19 protein-coding genes are annotated in these 19839 nt (G+C 72.8%); 8 read left to right on the forward strand and 11 right to left on the reverse strand.

Features of this window, described 5'->3' with window-relative positions; genetic code table 11:
• Positions 1 to 30: 30 nt before the first annotated feature.
• Positions 31 to 1200 (reverse strand): serine hydrolase domain-containing protein, encoded by a 1170-nt coding sequence (locus ACWCV9_RS27490; protein ID WP_450790478.1) that lies wholly within the window; start codon positions 1198 to 1200, stop codon positions 31 to 33.
• A gap of 310 nt (positions 1201 to 1510) precedes the next feature.
• Between ACWCV9_RS27490 and ACWCV9_RS27495 the strand changes: the two genes are divergently transcribed.
• Together ACWCV9_RS27495 and ACWCV9_RS27500 are read left to right on the forward strand one after the other, a co-directional pair.
• On the forward strand, positions 1511 to 3292 hold the full coding sequence (locus ACWCV9_RS27495) for a M4 family metallopeptidase (RefSeq protein ID WP_450790480.1): 1782 nt from the start codon (positions 1511 to 1513) through the stop codon (positions 3290 to 3292).
• Between the two features lie 185 nt (positions 3293 to 3477).
• Positions 3478 to 4713 (forward strand): SGNH/GDSL hydrolase family protein, encoded by a 1236-nt coding sequence (locus ACWCV9_RS27500; RefSeq protein WP_450790481.1) that lies wholly within the window; start codon positions 3478 to 3480, stop codon positions 4711 to 4713.
• 12 nt (positions 4714 to 4725) lie between these two features.
• Here ACWCV9_RS27500 and ACWCV9_RS27505 read toward each other — a convergent pair whose 3' ends face one another.
• The 3 genes from ACWCV9_RS27505 to ACWCV9_RS27515 are packed head-to-tail and all read right to left on the reverse strand — an operon-like array spanning position 4726 to position 8200.
• A complete protein-coding gene (locus ACWCV9_RS27505) occupies positions 4726 to 5079 on the reverse strand; it encodes a UBP-type zinc finger domain-containing protein (protein WP_450790483.1) in 354 nt (117 codons plus the stop codon).
• Positions 5076 to 6527 carry an ATP-binding protein gene (locus tag ACWCV9_RS27510; RefSeq protein WP_450790484.1) on the reverse strand — a complete coding sequence of 484 codons (1452 nt, stop codon included), beginning with the start codon at positions 6525 to 6527 and terminating at the stop codon, positions 5076 to 5078. The genes ACWCV9_RS27505 and ACWCV9_RS27510 overlap by 4 nt, the downstream gene beginning before the upstream one ends.
• Positions 6524 to 8200: an FAD-dependent oxidoreductase gene (locus tag ACWCV9_RS27515; RefSeq protein WP_450790486.1), complete on the reverse strand. Its 1677-nt coding sequence runs from the start codon at positions 8198 to 8200 to the stop codon at positions 6524 to 6526. Before ACWCV9_RS27515 ends, ACWCV9_RS27510 begins: the two co-directional genes overlap by 4 nt.
• A 196-nt stretch (positions 8201 to 8396) precedes the next feature.
• Between ACWCV9_RS27515 and ACWCV9_RS27520 the strand changes: the two genes are divergently transcribed.
• Entirely contained in the window at positions 8397 to 9263 is an 867-nt protein-coding gene (locus ACWCV9_RS27520) for a universal stress protein (protein WP_450790488.1), read from the forward strand.
• Positions 9264 to 9285: 22 nt separating this feature from the next.
• On the opposite strand, the gene ACWCV9_RS27525 is transcribed toward ACWCV9_RS27520, so the two are convergent.
• Positions 9286 to 10560, reverse strand: a complete 1275-nt coding sequence (locus tag ACWCV9_RS27525) for a DUF4032 domain-containing protein (RefSeq protein ID WP_450790490.1) — start codon at positions 10558 to 10560, stop codon at positions 9286 to 9288.
• Between the two features lie 34 nt (positions 10561 to 10594).
• Complete coding sequence (locus tag ACWCV9_RS27530; protein WP_450790492.1) at positions 10595 to 11065, reverse strand: MarR family winged helix-turn-helix transcriptional regulator; 471 nt, start codon at positions 11063 to 11065, stop codon at positions 10595 to 10597.
• A 178-nt stretch (positions 11066 to 11243) separates the two neighbouring features.
• On the opposite strand from ACWCV9_RS27530, the gene ACWCV9_RS27535 reads away from it, so the two are divergent.
• On the forward strand, positions 11244 to 12056 hold the full coding sequence (locus ACWCV9_RS27535) for an alpha/beta hydrolase (RefSeq protein ID WP_450790494.1): 813 nt from the start codon (positions 11244 to 11246) through the stop codon (positions 12054 to 12056).
• Positions 12057 to 12074: 18 nt separating this feature from the next.
• On the opposite strand, the gene ACWCV9_RS27540 is transcribed toward ACWCV9_RS27535, so the two are convergent.
• Together ACWCV9_RS27540 and ACWCV9_RS27545 are read right to left on the reverse strand one after the other, a co-directional pair.
• Entirely contained in the window at positions 12075 to 12821 is a 747-nt protein-coding gene (locus tag ACWCV9_RS27540; protein ID WP_450790496.1) for an MBL fold metallo-hydrolase, read from the reverse strand.
• Between the two features lie 77 nt (positions 12822 to 12898).
• Complete coding sequence (locus ACWCV9_RS27545; protein ID WP_450790498.1) at positions 12899 to 13528, reverse strand: alpha-ketoglutarate-dependent dioxygenase AlkB family protein; 630 nt, start codon at positions 13526 to 13528, stop codon at positions 12899 to 12901.
• 122 nt (positions 13529 to 13650) lie between these two features.
• On the opposite strand from ACWCV9_RS27545, the gene ACWCV9_RS27550 reads away from it, so the two are divergent.
• On the forward strand, positions 13651 to 14283 hold the full coding sequence (locus tag ACWCV9_RS27550) for a TetR/AcrR family transcriptional regulator (protein WP_450790564.1): 633 nt from the start codon (positions 13651 to 13653) through the stop codon (positions 14281 to 14283).
• A 17-nt stretch (positions 14284 to 14300) separates the two neighbouring features.
• Positions 14301 to 15974 (forward strand): FAD-binding dehydrogenase, encoded by a 1674-nt coding sequence (locus ACWCV9_RS27555; protein ID WP_450790499.1) that lies wholly within the window; start codon positions 14301 to 14303, stop codon positions 15972 to 15974.
• On the opposite strand, the gene ACWCV9_RS27560 is transcribed toward ACWCV9_RS27555, so the two are convergent.
• Positions 15887 to 16258, reverse strand: a complete 372-nt coding sequence (locus tag ACWCV9_RS27560) for a DUF488 family protein, N3 subclade (protein ID WP_450790501.1) — start codon at positions 16256 to 16258, stop codon at positions 15887 to 15889. The two genes, ACWCV9_RS27555 and ACWCV9_RS27560, sit on opposite strands and share 88 nt — an antisense overlap.
• 96 nt (positions 16259 to 16354) lie before the next feature.
• Here ACWCV9_RS27560 and ACWCV9_RS27565 point away from each other — a divergent pair, with 96 nt between their 5' ends.
• Together ACWCV9_RS27565 and ACWCV9_RS27570 are read left to right on the forward strand one after the other, a co-directional pair.
• On the forward strand, positions 16355 to 17761 hold the full coding sequence (locus ACWCV9_RS27565; protein ID WP_450790503.1) for a M1 family metallopeptidase: 1407 nt from the start codon (positions 16355 to 16357) through the stop codon (positions 17759 to 17761).
• A 116-nt stretch (positions 17762 to 17877) separates the two neighbouring features.
• Complete coding sequence (locus ACWCV9_RS27570) at positions 17878 to 18327, forward strand: DUF6098 family protein (RefSeq protein WP_450790505.1); 450 nt, start codon at positions 17878 to 17880, stop codon at positions 18325 to 18327.
• Between the two features lie 45 nt (positions 18328 to 18372).
• On the opposite strand, the gene ACWCV9_RS27575 is transcribed toward ACWCV9_RS27570, so the two are convergent.
• The gene (locus tag ACWCV9_RS27575; protein ID WP_385841026.1) at positions 18373 to 18624 is read right to left on the reverse strand and encodes a WhiB family transcriptional regulator; all 252 of its coding nucleotides are present in this window, start codon (positions 18622 to 18624) and stop codon (positions 18373 to 18375) included.
• A 314-nt stretch (positions 18625 to 18938) separates the two neighbouring features.
• Positions 18939 to 19823 carry a LysR family transcriptional regulator ArgP gene (locus tag ACWCV9_RS27580; RefSeq protein ID WP_450790507.1) on the reverse strand — a complete coding sequence of 295 codons (885 nt, stop codon included), beginning with the start codon at positions 19821 to 19823 and terminating at the stop codon, positions 18939 to 18941.
• Between the last annotated feature and the right edge of the window lie 16 nt (positions 19824 to 19839).

A 19839-nucleotide genomic window follows, 5' to 3' on the forward strand; every position in this document is an offset into this window, starting at 1 on the left:
AGTTCGCGGAACCGGCCCGCCCGGCTGCGGTCACTTCACGGCCTGCTTGGCCTGCTTCCCGCAGAACGCCGACTCCAGCGCGCCGCCCAGCGCCTTCAGCACCCCGCTGTTGTTCGACGCGTTGGCGACGGCCGTGAGGCTGCGCCGGCCGTCCTTCGTGGCGAACGCGTAGGTGTAGTAGCCCTGCACCGCCCCCGTGTGCCCGTACACCGACAGCCCGCAGGACAGATCGCGCCGGCGCAGTCCGAGCCCGTACGACGTCGTGCTGTCCACCCGGTTGAACCGCTCCATCTCGGCGAGCCGCGCGGCGGACAGCAGCCGGCCGCCGAGCAGCGCGCTGTAGAACGTGTCGAGGTCCTGCGCGCTGGAGATGATGGCCCCCGCGCTCTGCGCCCAGGACACGGTCTGCCGGGTGGCGTCGATCAGCCGGGCGCCGGAGCCGTTGTTGGTGAGGTAGCCGCGCGTGTACCGGCCGGGGATCGCGGTGTCCGGGTGGACGTAGAAGGTGTCCTTCAGCTTCAGCGGCTGGAAGATGCGCTGTTCGTACGCGGTTCGCACCGGCTGCCCCGTGAGCTTCTCGATGAGCATGCCCGCGACGACGAAGTTGGTGTTGGAGTACGAGTACGCGGCGCCCGGCGCGTTGGTGCGCGGCCGCTTCAGCGACAGCGCGACCAGATCGCGGTAGCTGAAGACCTTGTTCCGCACCGCCTCGAAGCCGGAGACGCTGTCGGCGAAGAGGTCGTTGGTGTAGTCGTAGAGCCCGCTGCGGTGGCTGAGCACCTGGCGGACCGTGATGCGGTCGTCGGGCAGCAGCTTGGGCAGATAGCGGTTGACCGGGGCGTCGAGGTCGAGCCGGTGCTCGTCGGCGAGTTGCAGCAGGACGACGGCCGAGAAGGTCTTGGTCACGCTGCCGATGCGGAACCGGTCGGCGGTGCTGATGGCCCGCCCGGTGCCGCGGTCGGCCACGCCGCGCGTCACCTTGTACACCGTGCCGTGGTCGTCGATCCGGGCCAGCGCGCCCGGCGCGCCCTGGTTCACCACCGAGCGCAGCACCGTGCCCAGGCCCGCCGTGTCGGGCGCCGGAAGCGCCGCCGCGGCCGGGGCCTGCGGCGCCCCGGTGGCGGCCCACGCCGGGGTCGCCAGGAGCGACAGCGCGACCGCTCCGAGGACCGCGCCTCTGCTCACCGTCGCTGAAACCATCCGGCACCCACTTTCCTCTGTACGTCTGTTGCTGCGACATCGGTCACATTCCGGCCTGGGAACCTAGGGCATGAGGGGCGCGTCTCCACAACCGACACACAGTTGGTCATCTCGTGATCACCCTATGGCGTGCATTTGTAAAAGATTGTCATAGAAAGTCGCGAAATCGATCATTCCACCTTTACGTGGACATGACTGATCCGTAAGGGTACTCCTCGGGGCCCTACCAGCCCCCGTGGCGCGCTGAACTGCGCCATGTGTCAAGGCGGTTGGGGATCACGGCCGCCTTTGAACGAAGGAACCCTGAATAGTGCGCAGACCGCACATACGCAGCGTGGCCGTCGCCATCGCGGTGACGACCGCTGCCACGGGCCTGGCCGGTACGGCCTTCGCGGGCCCCGCCACGGGGACGGAGCGGTCCGCCGCCGTCACGACCGACGCGACCGCGGTGGTGAACGCGGCGCGCGCCGCGGCCTTCGCCCACGCGTCGGCGACCGGCGTCACCAAGGGCGACGAACTCCACGCCCAGGACGTCATGCTGGACCCCGAGGGTGCCCGGCACGTCCGCTTCGTCCGTACGCACGAGGGGATGCCGGTCCTCGGCGGTGACCTCGTCGTCCACCTGACCCACCAGCTGGCCTACGACGGTGTGACCCGCGCCGCCGGCCACACCGTCGCGCCGGACGCCAGCCAGGCCAAGGTGACGGCGGACCAGGCCGCCGCCAAGGCCGCCAAGGCCGCCAAGGGCGAGGCGGGCGACGCCCAGCTCGTCGTCGACGCCCGCGGCGGTTCCTCGGCCCTGGCCTACCAGGTGACCGTGACCGACCAGACCGGCACCAACACCGTCGTCATCGACGCCGTCACCGGCAAGGTGCGCAGCAACACGCCCGACAGCGACGAGTTCCTGTCGCCGAAGCTGCTGAACGCGCTGCACCAGCGCGGCGAGACGGCCGACCCGGCCACCGGCACCGCCTCCGCCGCCTCGGGCCTGCTCGGCTCGGGTGCGACCACCGGCGCCACGAGCTACCCGTCGACCGCCTACGGCACCGGCAAGACGCTCTTCGTCGGCAGCGTCGGCCTCACCACCACGCAGACCTCGCGTGGCCACTACCAGCTCAAGGACCCGAACCGGTACGGCACCGAGACCCGGGACGCCAAGGGCTCGTACACGGAGAACTTCGGCAAGGGCACGAAGTTCACCAGCACCACCAACGTGTGGGGCAACGGGACGACCGGCAACCGCACCAGCGCGGCCGCCGACGCCCAGTACGGCATCACCAAGACCCTGGACTTCTACAAGAAGACCTTCGGGCGCAAGGGCATCGCCAACAACAGCAAGGCCGCCCAGGGCATGGTCCACTGGGGCAACAAGGTCGCCAACGCCTTCTGGGACCCGACCTGCGGCTGCATGCTGTACGGCGACGGTGACGGCCAGACCTTCAAGAAGCCGCTGGTGGTCATCGACGTCACCGGTCACGAGCTGACCCACGGCGTGGTGGACGCGACCGCCAAGCTGGAGCCGACCTACGTCGACTCCGACGGCAACCAGTACGGCGAGCCCGGCGCGCTGAACGAGTCCCTCGCGGACATCTTCGGCTCCAACGTCGAGTTCTACGCCAACAACAAGAAGGACACCCCCGACTACCTGATCGGCGAGAAGCTGGGTCTCGCGCAGAAGTTCCTGCGCCGCCTGGACCACCCCTCGCTCGACAAGCTCGAGGGCACGATCGACTACTGGTCGACGGACACGTACTACACCGAGGTGCACGCCGGTTCCGGTGTCTCCTCGCACGCGTACTACCTGCTCGCCGAGGGCAGCGGCAAGAAGACGATCAACGGCGTCGCCTACAACTCGCCGACGTACAACCACTCCACGGTGAAGGGCATCGGCCGCGCCAAGGCCACCGCCATCTTCTACCGTGCGCTCACCCGCTACATGGTCTCCACGACCGACTTCCACGACGCGCGCGTCGCGACGCTGAAGGCGGCCAAGGACCTGTACGGCGCGAACAGCACCGAGTACAAGACGGTGGACAAGGCGTGGGCCGCGGTCAACGTCACCGCCGCCAACAAGCCGGCCGCCCGCCACTGACGGACGGCAGCGCACCGGATGCCCCGCCCCGCGCGGGGCATCCCCCTTTCCGGGGCCGGCCGCACCGGCGCCGGGATGCGCCCGAGCCGCCCCGGCGCCACCATGACCTGCGTGGGACACGCAGACACCTCCCGGACGGTCCGCACCCGGCCGGGGAGAGCCGCCGTACCCCGGGGCCCGGCCCCGTGACCGGCCGGCGCCTCCGCGGCCGCGCCCTCGCCGCCGCCCTGCTGACGGCCGCCGTCCTGCCCGCCCCCGCCGCCTGCGGGCCCGCACCCGCCCGGCCCGCGCCACCCCCCAGGCCCGCCGCCCCGGTTCCCGGCGTGGTCACCTGGGCGGCGAGCGCACAGCCCCTCGGCGAGGCCCCGGCCGGCCAGGCCTACCGGCTGGTCGTGCACACCAGCGTGGCCGGCCGCGCACTGCGCGTCCGCCTCTCCAACGCCTTCGGCGACCGCCCGCTGACCCTGGACAGCGTCTACGCCGGCCTGCGCGCGCGGGGCCCGGCCCTGCGCCCGGGCAGCAACCGGCGGCTGACCTTCGCCGGCGCCCGCACCGTCACCGTCCCGCCCGGCGCCTCCGTCTGGAGCGATCCGCTGCCCGGCAGCCTCCCGGCCGGCGCCGACCTCGTCGTCAGCCTGCACACCCCCGGCGGGCAGGGTCCCGCCACCGGCCACGCGCTCGCCTTGCAGACCTCCTACACCGGCCCCGGCGACCCGACCGCCGAGGAGAGCGGCGCCCACTGGACGCACACCACCCGGTCCTGGTGGTACCTCGACGCGGTGGCCGTACGACCGCCCCGGCCGGGCACCGGTGCCGTGGCCGTGCTCGGCGACTCCCTCACCGACGGCCGCCGCTCCACCCCCGACACCAACCGCCGCTGGCCCGACCTGCTCGCCCGGCGCCTCGCCGCCTCCCGCACCGCCGTCCAGGGCGTGGCCGACGAGGGCATCTCGGGCAACCAGGTGCTCGCCGACGGCGCCGCGCCCAGCGCCCTGCACCGGCTGGACCAGGACGTCCTCGCCCTGCCCGGAGTACGCACCGTCGTGCTCTTCGAGGGCGTGAACGACATCAAGGCGCACACCGGTGTCACCGCCTCCGGCCTGATCGCCGGCTATCTGCGGATCCTGCGGCGGGCGCACGCGGCAGGCCTGTGCGTGGCCGCCGCCACCATCAGTCCCTTCCAGGGCTGGCCCGAATGGGACCCGGCGGCCGAGGCCGTACGCCGCCAGGTCAACCGCTACCTGCGCGGCACCCGCGCCTTCGACGCCGTCCTCGACTTCGACCGCGCGCTGCGCGACCCGCACGACCCCGCCCGGCTGAGGCCCGCGTACGACAGCGGCGACCATCTGCACCCCGGCGACCCCGGCATGCGGGCGCTGGCCGACGCCGTGGCCCCGCACCGCCTGGACTGCGCCCGCTGAGCGGGCCGCCGGTCAGCGCCGCAGGATCTCGGCCCAGTCGGCGGGCACCCGCCCCGCCGGGCCCGGCGCCGGCTGGTCCACCGGCCGGCTGGCCGGCGGGGCGAGTTCGGGCCCGGAGCCGTACAGCTCCTCGGTGGCGAAGTTCCAGAACCAGTCCTCGCCCGGCTCGAAGCTGCGGATCACGGGATGCCCGGTGTCCCGGTAGTGCGCCGTGGCATGCCGCGCCGGCGAGTCGTCGCAGCAGCCGATGTGCCCGCACAGCGCGCACCGGCGCAGATGGAACCACCAGCCGCCCGCCTGCTCGCACTCCACGCAGCCGGTGCCGCTGGGCGGCACGCCGGGGTCGATGCCGTCGTCGGGGTTCATACGGCTTCCTCCACGGGTGTCTCGGCCTCCAGCGGCAGCAGCACCTGGAAGCGGGTGTCACCGGGCACCGACTCGACCCGCAGGGTGCCGTGGTGCTTGTTGACGACGATCCGCCAGGAGATGTCCAGCCCCAGCCCGGTGCCCTCACCGACCGGCTTGGTGGTGAAGAACGGGTCGAAGATCCGGTCCCTGATCTCCGCCGGCACCCCCGGCCCGGTGTCCCGGAACTCCACCAGCAGCCGCTCGTGGTCCAGCGCGGTCCGCACGGTCAGCGTGCCCTCGCCGCCCGCGCTCCGGATGGCGGCGGCCGCGTTGTCGACGAGGTTGGTCCACACCTGGTTCAGCTCCGCCGGGTAGGCGGGCACCGGCGGCAGGGAACGGTCGTACTCCTTCTTCACCGTGATGCCGGAGCCGAGCTTCCCGGACAGCATCAGCAGGGTGCTGTCGAGGAGTTCGTGCACGTCCACCACCCGGTAGGGGGCCCGGTCCAGCTGCGCGTACTGCTTGGCCGCGTCGACCAGGTGCGAGATCCGCGAGGTGGAGTCCTCGATCTCGTTCATCAGCAGCTCGGTCTCGATGGTGTAGTTGAGCCAGGCCACCGCGCCGGGCAGGATCTCCGCGTCCACGGCCGCCGCGACCTGCTCCAGCCAGTCGGTGTCGAGTCCCGCCTGTACGAAGACCGGGGCCAGCTGCCAGCCGTGGTCGATGCCGTGGTCCGCCAGCCAGTCGCCGAGCAGGTCCTCCCGGTCGGCGGCCTCCAGCGGGCTGAGCACCGGCGCCTTCGCGACCCGCTCGGCGGTGCGCTCCTGGATCTCGATCAGCCCGGCCAGCGCATCGCGCGAGAAGGGGCCTTCGGCGATCACGGCCAGCTTGTGCCGCATCTTCGCCACCCGCTCCCGCAGCGTCGCGGTGGCCCGCACCGCCGCTGCCGCCGGGTTGTTCAGCTCGTGCGTCAGCCCGGCCGACAGCGAACCCAGTGCCAGCAGCCGCTCCCGCTGCCCGATCGCCGCCTGCGTGCTCTTCGACCCGAAGAACAGCCCCTCCAGCAGATGCACCGCCATCGGGAACCACTCGCGCATGACCTCCGCGAACACATCCGCCGGCAGCACGAAGAACCGGGTGGGCCGGGTCACCCGCAGCGAGTTGTTGTAGACCTGGGGCACCCGGTCGCCGAGATACGCCTGCATCGCGCCCGCGTACACCCCGGGCCGGTCGGTCCTGGTCACCTCGACGTCGTCACCGCCGACCCGGCGGGACAGCACCACCGTGCCCTCGATCAGCACGAAGAAGCAGGTGGCCGGGGCTCCTTCGGTATACACCGGGCCGGGCTCGAACAGCTCCACCCGGCCCTCGCCGCACAGCCGGCCCAGCTGCTCGGGGGTCAGCTTCTCGAACAGGAACAGGGAACCGATCTCCCCGGGGCTGCACGGCATCACCCGCCCGCTCACGACTGCTCCAGATACCGGTGGACGAGCATGACGGCCATGGCTCCCTCTCCGACGGCGGACGCGACGCGTTTGGCGGACTCGGCGCGCGCGTCGCCCGCGACGAACACGCCGGGAATGCTGGTCTCCAGGTGGTACGGCGGCCGGTCCAGCTCCCAGCCGGCCGGCGGCCGTCCCTCGGCGCCCAGGTCGGGCCCGGCCAGGATGAACCCGCGGTCGTCGCGCAGCACGGTGTCACCCAGCCAGTCGGTCAGCGGGGCGGCCCCGATGAACACGAACATCCAGTGGGTGTCGACCCGTTCGGTCTCGCCGGTCACCGTGTCCCGCAGCGTGAGCTGTTCCAGCCGGTCCGTACCGTGGGCCGCGTCCACCACGGTGTGGGCGCGCACCCGGATGTTCGGCGCCTCGGCGATCTGCTGGATCAGGTAGTGCGACATCGACGCCGCCAGATCCGGACCCCGCACCAGCAGCGTCACCGACTTCGCGCCCCGGGCGAGGTACATGGCCGCCTGTCCGGCCGAGTTGGCGCCGCCCACGATGTACACGTCCTGGCCCTGGCAGGAAGCCGCCTCGGTCAGCGCCGAGCCGTAGAACACCCCGCACCCGGTCAGGCCGGTGCAGCCGGTGGCGTCCAGCTGCCGGTACTGCACCCCGGTCGCCAGGATCACCGTGTGCGCGGCGATCGCCGTGCCGTCCGAGAACCGGACCACCCGCGCGGCCCCGTTGACCTCCAGGCCCGTCACCTCCCGCGCGGTCAGCAGCTCGGCACCGAACTTGGCCGCCTGCCGCCGCGCCCGGTCGGTGAGCTGGGCGCCCGAGACACCGTCGGGAAAGCCGAGGTAGTTCTCGATCCGGGAACTCTGCCCGGCCTGGCCGCCGGTCGCCGACCGCTCCACGAGGACGGTCCGCAGCCCCTCCGAGGCGCCGTACACGGCGGCACCGAGCCCGGCCGGTCCACCGCCGATCACGATCAGGTCGTAGAAGTCGGCCGTCGGGTTCGTCGCCAGACCCACCCGCGCGGCCAGCTCGGGCGCCTCCGGCTCGACCAGCGCGGTGCCGTCCGGCGCGATCACCAGCGGCAGCCGCTGTCCGTCCTGCCCGGCCGCCGCCAGCAGCCGCCGCCCCTCCGGCTCGTCCACCGAGTACCAGCGGTACGGCACCTGGTTGCGGGCCAGGAACTCCCGGACGTCCGAGGATCGAGCCGACCAGCGGTGCCCCACGACCTTGGTGCTGGACACCGGCCGGTGGCCGCCGGCCCGCCACGCCTGGAGCAGATCGTCCACGACCGGGTAGAGCTTCTCCTCCGGCGGGTCCCACGGCTTGAGCAGATAGTGGTCGAGGTCGACGACGTTGATCGCGTCGATCGCCGCGTTGGTGTCCGCGTACGCGGTCAGCAGCACCCGCCGCGCGCTCGGGTAGATGTCGAGCGCCTGCTCCAGGAACTCGATGCCGTTCATCTGCGGCATCCGGTAGTCGGCCAGGATGACCGCCACCGGCTCGCCGCGCAGCTTCAGCTCGCGCAGCGCCTGGAGCGCGGACTCGCCGGACTCCGCGCGCACGATCCGGTGCGCCGCGCCGTAGCGCCGCCGCAGATCGCGGGCGACGGCCCGGGAGACCCCGGGGTCGTCGTCCACGGTCAGGATGACGGTCCGCGCTGCTTCGGCAGCCTGAGCCATATAACGTCCCACCCCGTTGGTCGGTGCCCCGGGCGGGTGTCGTGGGGACCACCGCACCCATACGCGCCCCATCGTATGTTCGATGGCGCCGTTTCGCTCCGGATCACGGCAGCGCTCCCGGCGGCCCGTCTGACCGTGCCCGATAGTGGGCACCAGCAGCAGCACAGGAACGCGGCGACGAGAAGGAGGCCCGCAGATGACGCGCCCGGTCACGGTAGGGGTGGACGGTACCGAGGAGAGTCTGGCCGCGCTGGAGTGGGCGGCGCGGGAGGCCGTGCGCCGGCGGCTGCCGCTGCGGGTGGTGCACGCCTGGCGGTACGCGGACTCCCTCGCCGCGGTCGACCGCACCACCCAGCACGGGTGGGTGTCGGACGGGGTGGCGCAGGCGGTGCGTGCCGTCACCGAGCACCATCCGGAGCCGGCGGTGAGCGTCGACGTGGTCGAGGGCGCCGCCCCGGAGGTGCTGGCCCGGGCGGGCGCCGACGCGGAGCTGCTGGTGCTGGGATCGCGCGGGCACGGACCGGTCGTCGGGTTCCTGCTGGGCTCGGTCGGGCAGCAGGTGATCGCCGAGGCGACGCGGCCGGTGGTCCTGGTGCGGGCCGGCGACCGGGCGGCGGCGGAGGCGGCCGGCCGGCCCGTCGTGGTCGGCCAGCACGGCGGCCCCGAGGACAGTGCGGAGACGCTGCGGTTCGCCTTCGAGACGGCCGCCGCCCGGGGCGCCACCGTCCGCGCCGTCCGCGCCTGGACCCTGCCGCCCGTCTTCGCCTACAGCCCCGGCTCGCTCCAGCTGCTGGACGACGCGGGCGGCCTGGAGCCGTACGAGACGACGGCGCTCGCCGAGGCACTCAAGCCCTGGCAGGAGCGGTTCCCGCAGGTGCCGGTCGCCGAGCACATCGAGATGGGCAGCGCGGGCCAGGTGCTGCTGTCGGAGGCGGCCGGGGCCCAGCTGGTGGTCGTCGGCCGCCGCGCCCACCGTACGGCCGTCGGCGGCCGCATCGGCTCGGTCGCCCACGGGGTGCTGCACCACGCGGACTGCCCGGTGGCCGTGGTCCCGCACGAGTGAGCCGGCCGGAGCCCGGCGGCCGCTACTCGGGTGCGGTCGGCTCCAGCGGGGAGCGGGCCTTCGGCAGGACGTTCTCGATGTAGTCCGCGACGGCGGTGTCGAGCCCTATGTCGTGCTGGGCGCGCTCGGACAGATACCAGCGGTGTTCCAGGAGTTCGTGGTAGATCTGCGCCGGGTCCATCGCGCCGCGCGCCTCGGCCGGCACCGCCCGCACGGTGGGCCGGAACACCTCCCGCACCCAGCGGTGGGCCAGGACTTCGGGTCGGGCGGTATGGGGGTCCCCCCTGCTCGAGCGAAGCCGAGAGCTCGGGAGAGGATCGCCGGGAGCGTGATCGTCCTGGGTGGCCATCCAGCTCTCCAGGTCGTTCAGCAGCCGCCGCGCCTGGTTCTCCTCGGCGTCCAGGCCGGTCAGCCGCAGCAGCTGGCGCTGGTGGTGCCCGGCGTCGACGACCTTGGGCACGAAGGTGACGCTGTCGCCGCCTGCGGAGTGCTCGATCTGCATCTCGGCCACGTCGAAACCGAGGTCGTTCAGGCGGCGTATCCGGCGTTCTATGTAGTGGTACTTGCCCGCCGGGTACACCGAGGTGCGGGTCAGCTCCTGCCAGAGTCCGCCGTAGCGGGTGCAGATCTCGTGGCCGAACTCGACCGGGTCGACCGACGGGTGCAGCGCGCCGGACGCCTCCAGGTCCAGCAGCTCGCCGCTGATGTTCACCCGGGCCAGGTCGAGGTCGTACTCGCGCTGCCCGGGGCTCAGCCGCGGGTGCAGGTCTCCGGTCTCGGCGTCCACCAGGTAGGCGGCGTAGGCGCCCGCGTCGCGCCGGAACAGCGTGTTGGACAGCGAGCAGTCGCCCCAGGCGAACCCGGCCAGATGCAGCCGGACCAGCAGCACGGCCAGGGCGTCCATCAGGCGGTGCATGGTCGCCGGGCGCATGGTCGTCTCGAACATCGACCGGTACGGCAGCGAGCCGCGCAGATGCCGGGTGACCAGCACCGGCTCCAGCGCAGCGCCGGAGCGGTCGGTGCGGCCGGTGATCACGGCGAGCGGGTCGACGGCGGGGATGCCGAGCCGGTCGAGGTCGCGCAGCAGTTCGTACTCGCGCAGCGCGGGCCGCTCGGCCAGCTCCTTGACGGCGATCACCTCGTCCCCGGCGTGCGCGTACCGCACGACGTGCCGGGAGATGCCGCGGGGGAGCGGCACGAGGTACTCCTCCGGCCACTCCTCCAGCGGCACGTCCCAGGGCAGGGCGAGCAGCAGCGCGGGGTGCTCCGGGTTGGTGGCACTGATCTGCAAGGCCATGGCAGGAACCCTAAGGCCTTGCCGGACATGCCCGTCAGCCGGTGGGCAGGCCGATCTGGTCGCGTTCGAGAACGGCGCGGAGCTCCGAAAGGACCTGTACGGCGGCCGGTCCCAAGGGGCCGCCGAGGGCGCCCGCGGTCAGCTCGGCCAGCGCCTCGGTGAAGGTCGCCTCCGCCTCCTCGACGAGTCGCAGGCCGTCATCGGTCAGCTCCAGCAGCGATGAGCGGCGATCCGAGGGATTGGTGCGCCGTACGACCCATCCGTTCTTCTCCTGGCGGTCGATGCCCTTGCTGGTCGCGCCGATCCCGATGGCGAACGCGGCGGCAAGGTCCGCCACCCGGGACCCAGGGTGGTCCCGCAGGAAGCGCAGGAACTCGAACTGCGAGGTGACGATCCCGTGCCGCTCGCGAAGACGGTCGTTCAGCGCGTTGTAGAGGCGCGTCTCACAGCGGACGAGGTCGTCGAAGAAGCCCAGGAGGTCGGCCCCGCTTGACTTAGATGCCATGGCATATATCTTAGTTCATATGCCTGGGCATATAGTTCCTGGGCATGCACTTGCGATGGAGGCGACCATGAGCAGGCAACAGCGCGCGGAGATCGACGCGAGGGTCCGGCAGCCTCGGCCTGAGGGCCCACGGTCGGTGGAGGGGCTCCGTGCCGGGTTCAGGACGATGATGGCCGAAATGATCGTCCCGGCTGGTATCCGCACCCAGGGTGCGACGCTCGGCGACCGGCGTGCGGTGCTCGTCGAGCCGGCCGGCACTCCGAAACCCGGGACGGTCCTCTACTTCCACGGCGGCTCCTACGTGGTCGGTTCACCGGAGACGGCGATGTCGCTGACGGGGAACCTGGTGACCAGAACAGGATTCAGGGCGTTCTCGCTGGACTACCGGCTTGCCCCCGAGCACCCGTTCCCGGCCGCGATCGAGGACGGGCTGAGCGCCTACCGCGCCCTTCTCGACAGCGGCGAAGACGCTTCGGCGATCGCGTTCGCCGGGGACTCCGCCGGTGGTGGGCTCACGGTCGCCGTCTGCCTCGCCGCTCGCGAAGCGGGCCTGCCCCTGCCCGCCGCGATCGTGGCGTTCTCCCCGGGCCTCGACATGACCCGGACGGGCGGGAGCATGGACAGCAAGGCGGGCGTCGATCCGTTCTTCACGCGGGAGGGCATGGAACACACGGGGGCCATGTACCTTGCGGGACAGGACCCGCACCAGCCCATGCTCAGCCCCGCCGTCTGCGCCGACCTGACCGGTTTCCCCCCGATGCTCCTCCAGGCGGGCACCAACGAAATGCTCCTGGACGACTCCACCCGCATGGCCACGCGCGCGAGGGAAGCCGGAGTGGACGTCATCCTGGACGTCACCGCCGACGTTCCCCACGTCTTCCAGGCGTTCGCCGGCGTCCTGGACGAAGCCGACGAGGCACTGGAGCGCGCCGCTCTCTTCCTCCGACAGCACATCCGCACCAAGGGCACGGCGCACACGTCGGCAAGCTGAAGCATGCCCCCAGGGATGCTAGGCGGCCCGCTCCCGGGCCTGTTCGGCGGCGGCCCGTACCGAGCCCCGGTGCAGCGGCCCGTGCCCGGGCAGCAGGGCGTCGCCCTCGAGCGCGCCGATCAGCTCCAGGGAGGCGATCGCCCGGGCGCGCTCGTGGTGGAAGAAGTCCGGCAGCAGCTGCGGGCCCTTGAGCCGGGAGGTCGCGTGCCCGCTGACCAGGGCGTCGCCCGAGATCACGATGCCCGCCTCGGGCAGGTGGTAGACGCAGTGGCCGTCGGTGTGCCCGGGGGTGTGCACGGGCACCGGCCGGCCCGGCAGATCGAGCGCGCCCTCGCCGGGGAACGGCTGGGGCTCGGTGACGGGGTTGTGCTGGGTGCCGCCCACCTGGATCACATGCCGTGCCCAGGAGACCACCCCGGGCCGCCAGGCGTTGCGCACCAGCTCGCCGATGGTGACCTGCTGGAGGAAGTCGCGGCGGGCGTGCGGCACTTCGGCCGGGTGCAGATAGACCGGGGTGTTGTGGGCCGTACGCAGATACTCGGCCGAGCCCAGATGGTCGTTGTGCGCATGGGTGATCAGCACCGCGGCCACCGCCTCCGGTGCGCTGCCCACCGCGGCGAGGGACTGGAGGAGCCCCTCGCGGTCCCCGGGGTAGCCGGTGTCCACCAGCGTGACGGCGTCGCCGTCCTTGAGGATGACCCAGTTGGTGTGGTGGCCGTGCACCAGATAGGTGTGGTCGGCGACTTGGCGTACGTCGGCGGTCATGGTCTCCCCGGCACCCGAATGTGATCGTCGGGGGACAGCCAACCAGATGCTCCGGTCCGCCACCAGGCCGCCCGGTGTCAGCGCACGCCCTGCGGGCGGAACTGGATGCTGATCCGCGGTCCGGTGGCCCGGGCGGTCTTCGGGATGCAGTGCTCCCAGGTCCGCTGGCAGGACCCGCCCATGACGATGAGGTCGCCGTGCCCGAGCGGCCGCCGTACCGTCGGGCCGCCCCCGCCGGCCGGGCGGAGCAGCAGGTCCCGGGGCGCGCCCACGGAGAGGATCGCGACCATGGTGTCCTGGCGTGCCCCCCGCCCGATCCGGTCCCCGTGCCAGGCCACGCTGTCCCGGCCGTCCCGGTAGAAGCAGAGCCCGGCGGTGGCGAACGGCTCGCCCAGCTCCTCGGCGTAGGCGCGGGACAGGGCGGCGCGCGCCTCGGCCAGGACGGGGTGGGGGAGCGGGTCGTCCGCCCCGTAGAACGCCAGCAGCCGCGGTACGGCGACCACGTTGTCGTACATCTTCCGGTGTTCCGCCCGCCAGGGCACCTCCGCCGCGAGCGTCTCGAACAGGGCGTCGGCCCCGCTCAGCCAGCCCGGCAGGACGTCGATCCAGGCACCGGCGCCCAGCTCGGTGCGGCGCAGCCCGGTGAGCGGGCCGAGCCGCAGCTCGTCGGTCTGGTCGAACAGGGAGCCCTGGAGGTGCGTGGCCATAGGCCCAGCGTACTCCGTAATCGAAAATCTGTTCCAAGGAAGTTTCCGTGCCCGCGTCCGTGCGCTTTCGATACATCGATGTATCCGATACATTCATGTATCCCATGCGGAAGGCGGTGCAGATGACGGCCGAGGAGACGGCCCCGCGGGTCACCCGGCGGCGGGCCCGGACGCGCGCCCAGCTGCTCGACGCCGCCTTCACGGTGTTCGCCGCCAAGGGCTTCGGGCGGGTCTCCATCGAGGAGATCTGCGACGCCGCCGGCTACAGTAGGGGCGCCTTCTACTCGAACTTCGCCACCCTCGACGAGCTGTTCTTCGCCCTCTACCAGGAGCGCGCCGACCTCATCGCGGCCCAGGTCGCCGACGCGCTCGCCCAGGACGGCCCCGGCCACGACGTGCCCGCCGCCGTGGACCGGGTCACCGAGGTGCTGCTCCTCGACGTGGACTGGCTGCTCGTCAAGACCGACTTCCTGGTGCACGCGGCCCGCGATCCGGACGTCGCCCAGGCCCTCCTGGACCACCGGGCCCGGCTGCGCCAGGCCGTCGCCGACCGGCTCTTCCGGTCCCGGGGCCACACCGCACTGCCCGCCGTGCTCGGCGACGCGGACGGCGCCGCGCACGCCGTGGTCGCCGCGTACGACGGCGTCACCGTCCAGCTCCTGCTGGACCGGGACGTCGAGGCCGCGCGGGCCTGGCTGAAGCAACTGCTCACCGCACTTCTCACCGACGGCAGCAGCTCCCCATCGAGGATCTGAGGAAGGACACAGTCGCCATGGACGCGGACGTCATCGTCGTCGGAGCGGGCCTCGCCGGCCTGGTCGCGGCGCACGAACTTAACCGCCGGGGCCGCCGGGTGGCCCTGGTCGACCAGGAGAACGCCGCCAACCTCGGCGGCCAGGCGTTCTGGTCCTTCGGCGGGCTCTTCCTCGTGGACTCCCCGGAACAGCGCCGCCTCGGCATCAAGGACTCCTTCGCACTCGCCTGGAACGACTGGCAGGGCAGCGCCCAGTTCGACCGGCAGGACGACGAGGACTCCTGGGCGGTCCGCTGGGCCCGCTCCTACGTCGAGTTCGCGGCCGGGGAGAAGCGCTCCTGGCTCCAGGGCCACGGCATCGAGCTGCTGCCCACCGTCGGCTGGGCCGAGCGCGGCGACCTCCGGGCGAACGGCCACGGCAACTCCGTGCCGCGCTTCCACGTCGCCTGGGGCACCGGCACCGGGGTGGTCGCGCCCTTCGTCCGCTACGCCAAGCAGGCCGAACGCGACGGGCTGCTCACCTTCCACCACCGCCACCGGGTGGACGAGCTGGTCATTCAGGACGGCACGGCCCGCGGGGTGCGCGGCACCGTCCTCGCCGCCGACGACGCACCGCGCGGCGTCGCCTCCAGCCGCGAGCGGATCGGCGACTTCGAACTCACCGCCCAGGCCGTGGTCGTCACCACCGGCGGGATCGGCGCCAACCACGACATCGTCCGCCGCTACTGGCCCGAGCGGCTCGGCACCCCGCCCGCCGAGATGGTCACCGGCGTGCCCGCCTACGTCGACGGGCGGATGCTGGACATCAGCGCCGGGGCCGGCGTCCGGCTGGTCAACCGGGACCGCATGTGGCACTACACCGAGGGCTTGCAGAACTGGGACCCGGTCTGGCCCGGCCACGGCATCCGCATCCTGCCCGGCCCCTCCTCCATCTGGCTGGACGCCCTCGGCCGCCGGCTGCCCGACCCCTGCCTGCCCGGCTACGACACCCTCAACACCCTCAAGTACCTGCGCACCACCGAGGACATCGCCGGGTACGACCACTCCTGGTTCATCCTCACCCGGAAGATCATCGAGAAGGAGTTCGCCCTCTCCGGCTCCGAGCAGAACCCCGACATCACCGCCAAGGACCGCAAGGCCGTCCTGCGCGACCGGCTGCTCGGCAAGGGCGCCCCCGGGCCCGTGCAGGCCTTCCTCGACCACGGCGCGGACTTCGTCACCGCGGGCAACCTGGAACAGCTCGTGCAGAAGATGAACGGGCTGACCGGCAAGGCGCTGCTCGACGCCGCCGAGGTGCGCCGCCAGATCGAGGCCCGCGACTTGCAGATCGCCAACCCCTTCAGCAAGGACTCCCAGGTCCAGGGCATCCGCAACGCCCGCCGCTACCTCGGCGACCGGCTCGGCCGGGTCGCCGCCCCGCACCGTCTGCTGGACCCGGCCGCCGGCCCTCTCATCGGCGTCCGGATGCACGTCCTGACCCGCAAGACCCTCGGCGGCATCCAGACCGACCTCGACTCCCGCGCCCTCGGAACCGACGGCACACCCATCGAGGGCCTGTACGCGGCGGGCGAGGTGGCCGGGTTCGGCGGCGGCGGTGTGCACGGCTACAACGCGCTGGAGGGCACCTTCCTCGGCGGCTGCCTGTTCTCCGGGCGGGCGGCCGGCCGGCACGCGGCCCGGCACACGGGCTGACCTCGGCCGCCCAGCAACTCCAGCAGTACCTGCGCGTGGCTCCGCTCCGGCGTCCTGGACGCCGTCAGCAGGGTCACGCGCCCCACGCGGGCCGACGCGCGCAGGCCGTCCGGAAGCCCGGCGGCCTCGGGAGCGGCCGGCTCCGCCTCGTACCGGGCCCGGAACTCGTCGTACGAGCCGCCACCGCGGAACCACCGTAGACTCGGCGTACGCGCACGCTCACGCACCGGCCCCTCTCGGGTCGCCGACGGTGCCGCGAGCGTACTGCGGCGGCCCTCGGCCATCCGGCCGTGACGCGACGCGAGTTGGCCGAACCTGGCGGATCAGGGCCCCTCTGCACCTACTCTGGATCATCCGCCTCCCCGCTGACAGGAGCGCCTGTGACGCCGCCCAGCAGACCGCACCGCCGCCGTACCGCGGTGCTCGCCACCCTGCCCCTCGCCCTCGCCGCGCTCGTCGGCACCGCCGTACCCGCGTCGGCCGGCACGATCGGCGCGGCCGGCGCCGGCGACCCGTACTTCCCGCTCAGCGGCAACGGCGGCTACCACGTCCGGCACTACGGTCTGACGCTCCGTTACGACACCGCCGGCCGGCGCCTGGACGGCACCGCCGTCCTCAGCGCCCGCGCCACCCAGCGGCTCACCCGGTTCGACCTCGACCTCACGGGCCTGACGGTCACCGGTGTCACCGTCGGCCGCACCGCCGCCCGCTACACCCGCAGCGGCCAGGAACTCGTCGTCACCCCGGCCCACCCGCTCCGCGCGGGCCAGGGGTTCGAGGTCACCGTCGCCTACCACGGCACCCCGAAGCCGGTCACCGACCCCGACGGCTCCGCGGACGGCTGGATCGCCACCGACGACGGCGCGTTCGTCGCGAATGAGCCGCAGGGCGCGATGACCTGGTTCCCGGCGAACAGCCACCCCCGGGACAAGTCGTCGTACGACTTCACCCTCACCGTGCCCAAGGGCCGCACCGCCGTCGCCAACGGCGTCCTGAGGGATACGCACACCGATCACGGGTGGACCACCTTCCGCTGGCGCGAGAGCAGGCCCATGGCCGCCTACCTCGCCACCGCCACCGTCGGAAAGTTCCAGGTCGAGCGGTACACCACCCGCGACGGCATCCAGGTGTACAACGCCGTCGACCCCCGGGAGGCGCGCGCCGCCGCTCCCGTGCTGAAGAAGCTGCCCTCCGTGCTGGCCTGGGAGAGCAAGCTCTTCGGGCCGTACCCGTACCGCGCCGCCGGCTCGATCGTCGACCACGCCCCGAACGTGGGCTACGCCCTGGAGACCCAGACCCGGCCGCTCTACGACTCCGCGCCCGACATCAGCACCCTCGTGCACGAGAGCGCCCACCAGTGGTTCGGCGACTCCGTCTCGCTGACCGCCTGGAAGGACATCTGGCTCAACGAGGGCTTCGCCACCTACGCCGAGTGGCTCTACGCCGAGCAGCACGGCGGCGACAGCGCCCAGAAGACCTTCGACGCCCTGTACGCCCGCCCCGCGAGCGACGCGCTGTGGGCCTACCCGCCCGGCGACCCCGGCAGCGGCGCGCACATCTTCGGCACCCCCGTCTACGCCCGGGGCGCCATGGCCCTGCACGAGCTGCGCAAGGCCGTCGGCGACCGGGACTTCTTCCGCATCCTGCGCGCCTGGGCCGCCGCACACCGGGACGGACACGGCACCACGGCGCAGTTCGTACGGCTCGCCGAGAAGACGTCGGGGAAGCCGGTGGCAGGACTGCTGCACACCTGGCTGTACGACAAGGGCAAGCCGGCCGGCGCCTGAGCCCTCCCGGTGCCGCACCCCGGCCCGGCGGATTTGGTTCCCGGACCGCCCCCTGGGTACTCCGACCGACCGGGGGACGCAAGCGGTGGGGGCGGTGCCGAGGGAGAGGCCATGCCATGAGTCCAGCGGATGACCTGCCGGTCGTGTCCACGCTCGCCGACATGGCCGGCCTGGTGCAGCGGCAGCGCGGCCTGTACGTGCGCTGGTCCACCGGGCCCGGCCCCGACCTCGACCGGGTCTCCAGCCTGGACGCGCTCACCGGCGTACCCCTGCCCGGACTCTCCGCGAACCCGCTCGACGTCGAGGACTGGTGGGCGGACCGGTCGGTGGAGCTGTGGGTGGCCCGCCGCCTGTACGACTACGCGCACCTGCCGCACGAGAAGGGCCCCGGCGTCCGGCCCTGGGTGCTCAGGGGCCGGGAGACCGGCCGGGGCCCCGACAACGAGCCGCTGGTGGCCGATGTCGAGCCGGTGTGCTGGATCGCCGACCGGGTGATCCACGCGGCCCGCGCCGAGGTCGCCCGGCAGGAGCGGCACTGGGGGACCCTGCGCCGCAGCGGCCGCTGAGCCGGCCGGGGTGCCGCGCCCGGTGCGGGCGCAGCGTGCCGGGGATCAGCCCGAGCGCGGCCGGGACGAGGCCCGGCGGCGCAGCGCGCGCCGCTCCAGCTCGGTCTTCCCGCCCCAGACGCCGATGCCCTGGCCGGTGTCCAGGGCCCAGTCCAGGCACTGCTCCCGGACCGGGCATCGCACGCACACCTCCTTGGCCCGCTGGATCTGTACCTGCGCGGGCCCGGTGGTGCCGACGGGGAAGAAGAGATCGGGGTCCTCGTGACGGCACGCGGCATGGTCGCGCCAGTTGTCCATCGAAGTCTCCTGCTCGGAATCGAAGTCGTCCGTGCCTGTCGATTGAGTGCTGCCGACTCGGGTGACCGGTCGGGGCGAGGTGAAACGACGCGACCGGAGGGGATTCGGAGGACGACCGTCTGCGGGTCACGGCGCGCGCGGTCCCGCGGTGGGCCGTACGCGCTCAACTCGGCGGGGCCGAAAGGCCTTTGGGGCACGGCGGCGCCCCCGCCCGGGCGGGCACCCGGCGGCGAGCCGGGGTGCCGACCGCTCCGCCGTCGCGGACCACCGTACTCCGCTTCCGGCCGGCCGGCGCCGCACGGGAAGCGAAGAGGTCAACGGCGCAGCGCCCGCGCCGCGGTGGCGGTCACCGCCTCGGCCAGGGCGGCCAGCGCGGGGGAGTCGAGCTTCCACTGCTGCCAGTAGAGCGCGCAGTCCACCCACTCGCCGGCCGCGACGAGCGCCAACCGACCCTCGGCCAGCAGCGGTCGGGCCTGGGCCTCGGGGACCAGGCCCCAGCCGAGCCCCGCGGCCACCGCGTCGACAAACCCCTCCGAGGTGGGCACATAGTGCCGGAACGGACCGGCGGGCACATGGCCCAGCCGCCGGAGGAACACGTCCTGGAAGTCGTCCTTGCGGTCGAAGAAGACGACCGGTGCCCGGGGCAGCACCTCGGGCAGCGGCCCGTCCGACAGGTGCGCGGCGACGAACTCCGGTGCCGCCACCGGCAGATAGCGCATCCGGCCGAGCGGCCGGACCGTGCAGCCCGGCACCGGATCGGCCGCGGAGGTCACCGCCGCCATCACCAGGCCCTCGCGCAGCAGGGCCGCGGTGTGGTCCTCGTCCTCCCGGTGCAGTTCGAAGCAGAGCCCCGGCACCCGGGACAGCGCGGGCAGGAACCAGGTCGCCAGCGAGTCCGCGTTCACCGCCACCGACACCCGCGTCGGCTCCCCGGCGCCGCTCAGCCCCAGCTCGCCCCAGGCGTCCCGCTCCAGCCGGGCGAGCTGCCGGGCGAACCGCACCAGCACCGCGCCCGACTCGGTGGGCCGCACCGGCTTGGTGCGCTGGAGCAGCACCCGGCCGGTGCGCTGTTCCAGCGCCTTGATCCGCTGGCTCACCGCCGACGGCGTCACATGCAGGGCCGCGGCCGCCGCGTCGAAGGTGCCCTCGTCCACCACGGCGAGCAGCGTCCGCACCTGCTCCACGGGAAGGTCGTTCATCACATCGGCTAATGGT

The organism is Streptomyces sp. NPDC001606 (genome assembly GCF_053596835.1).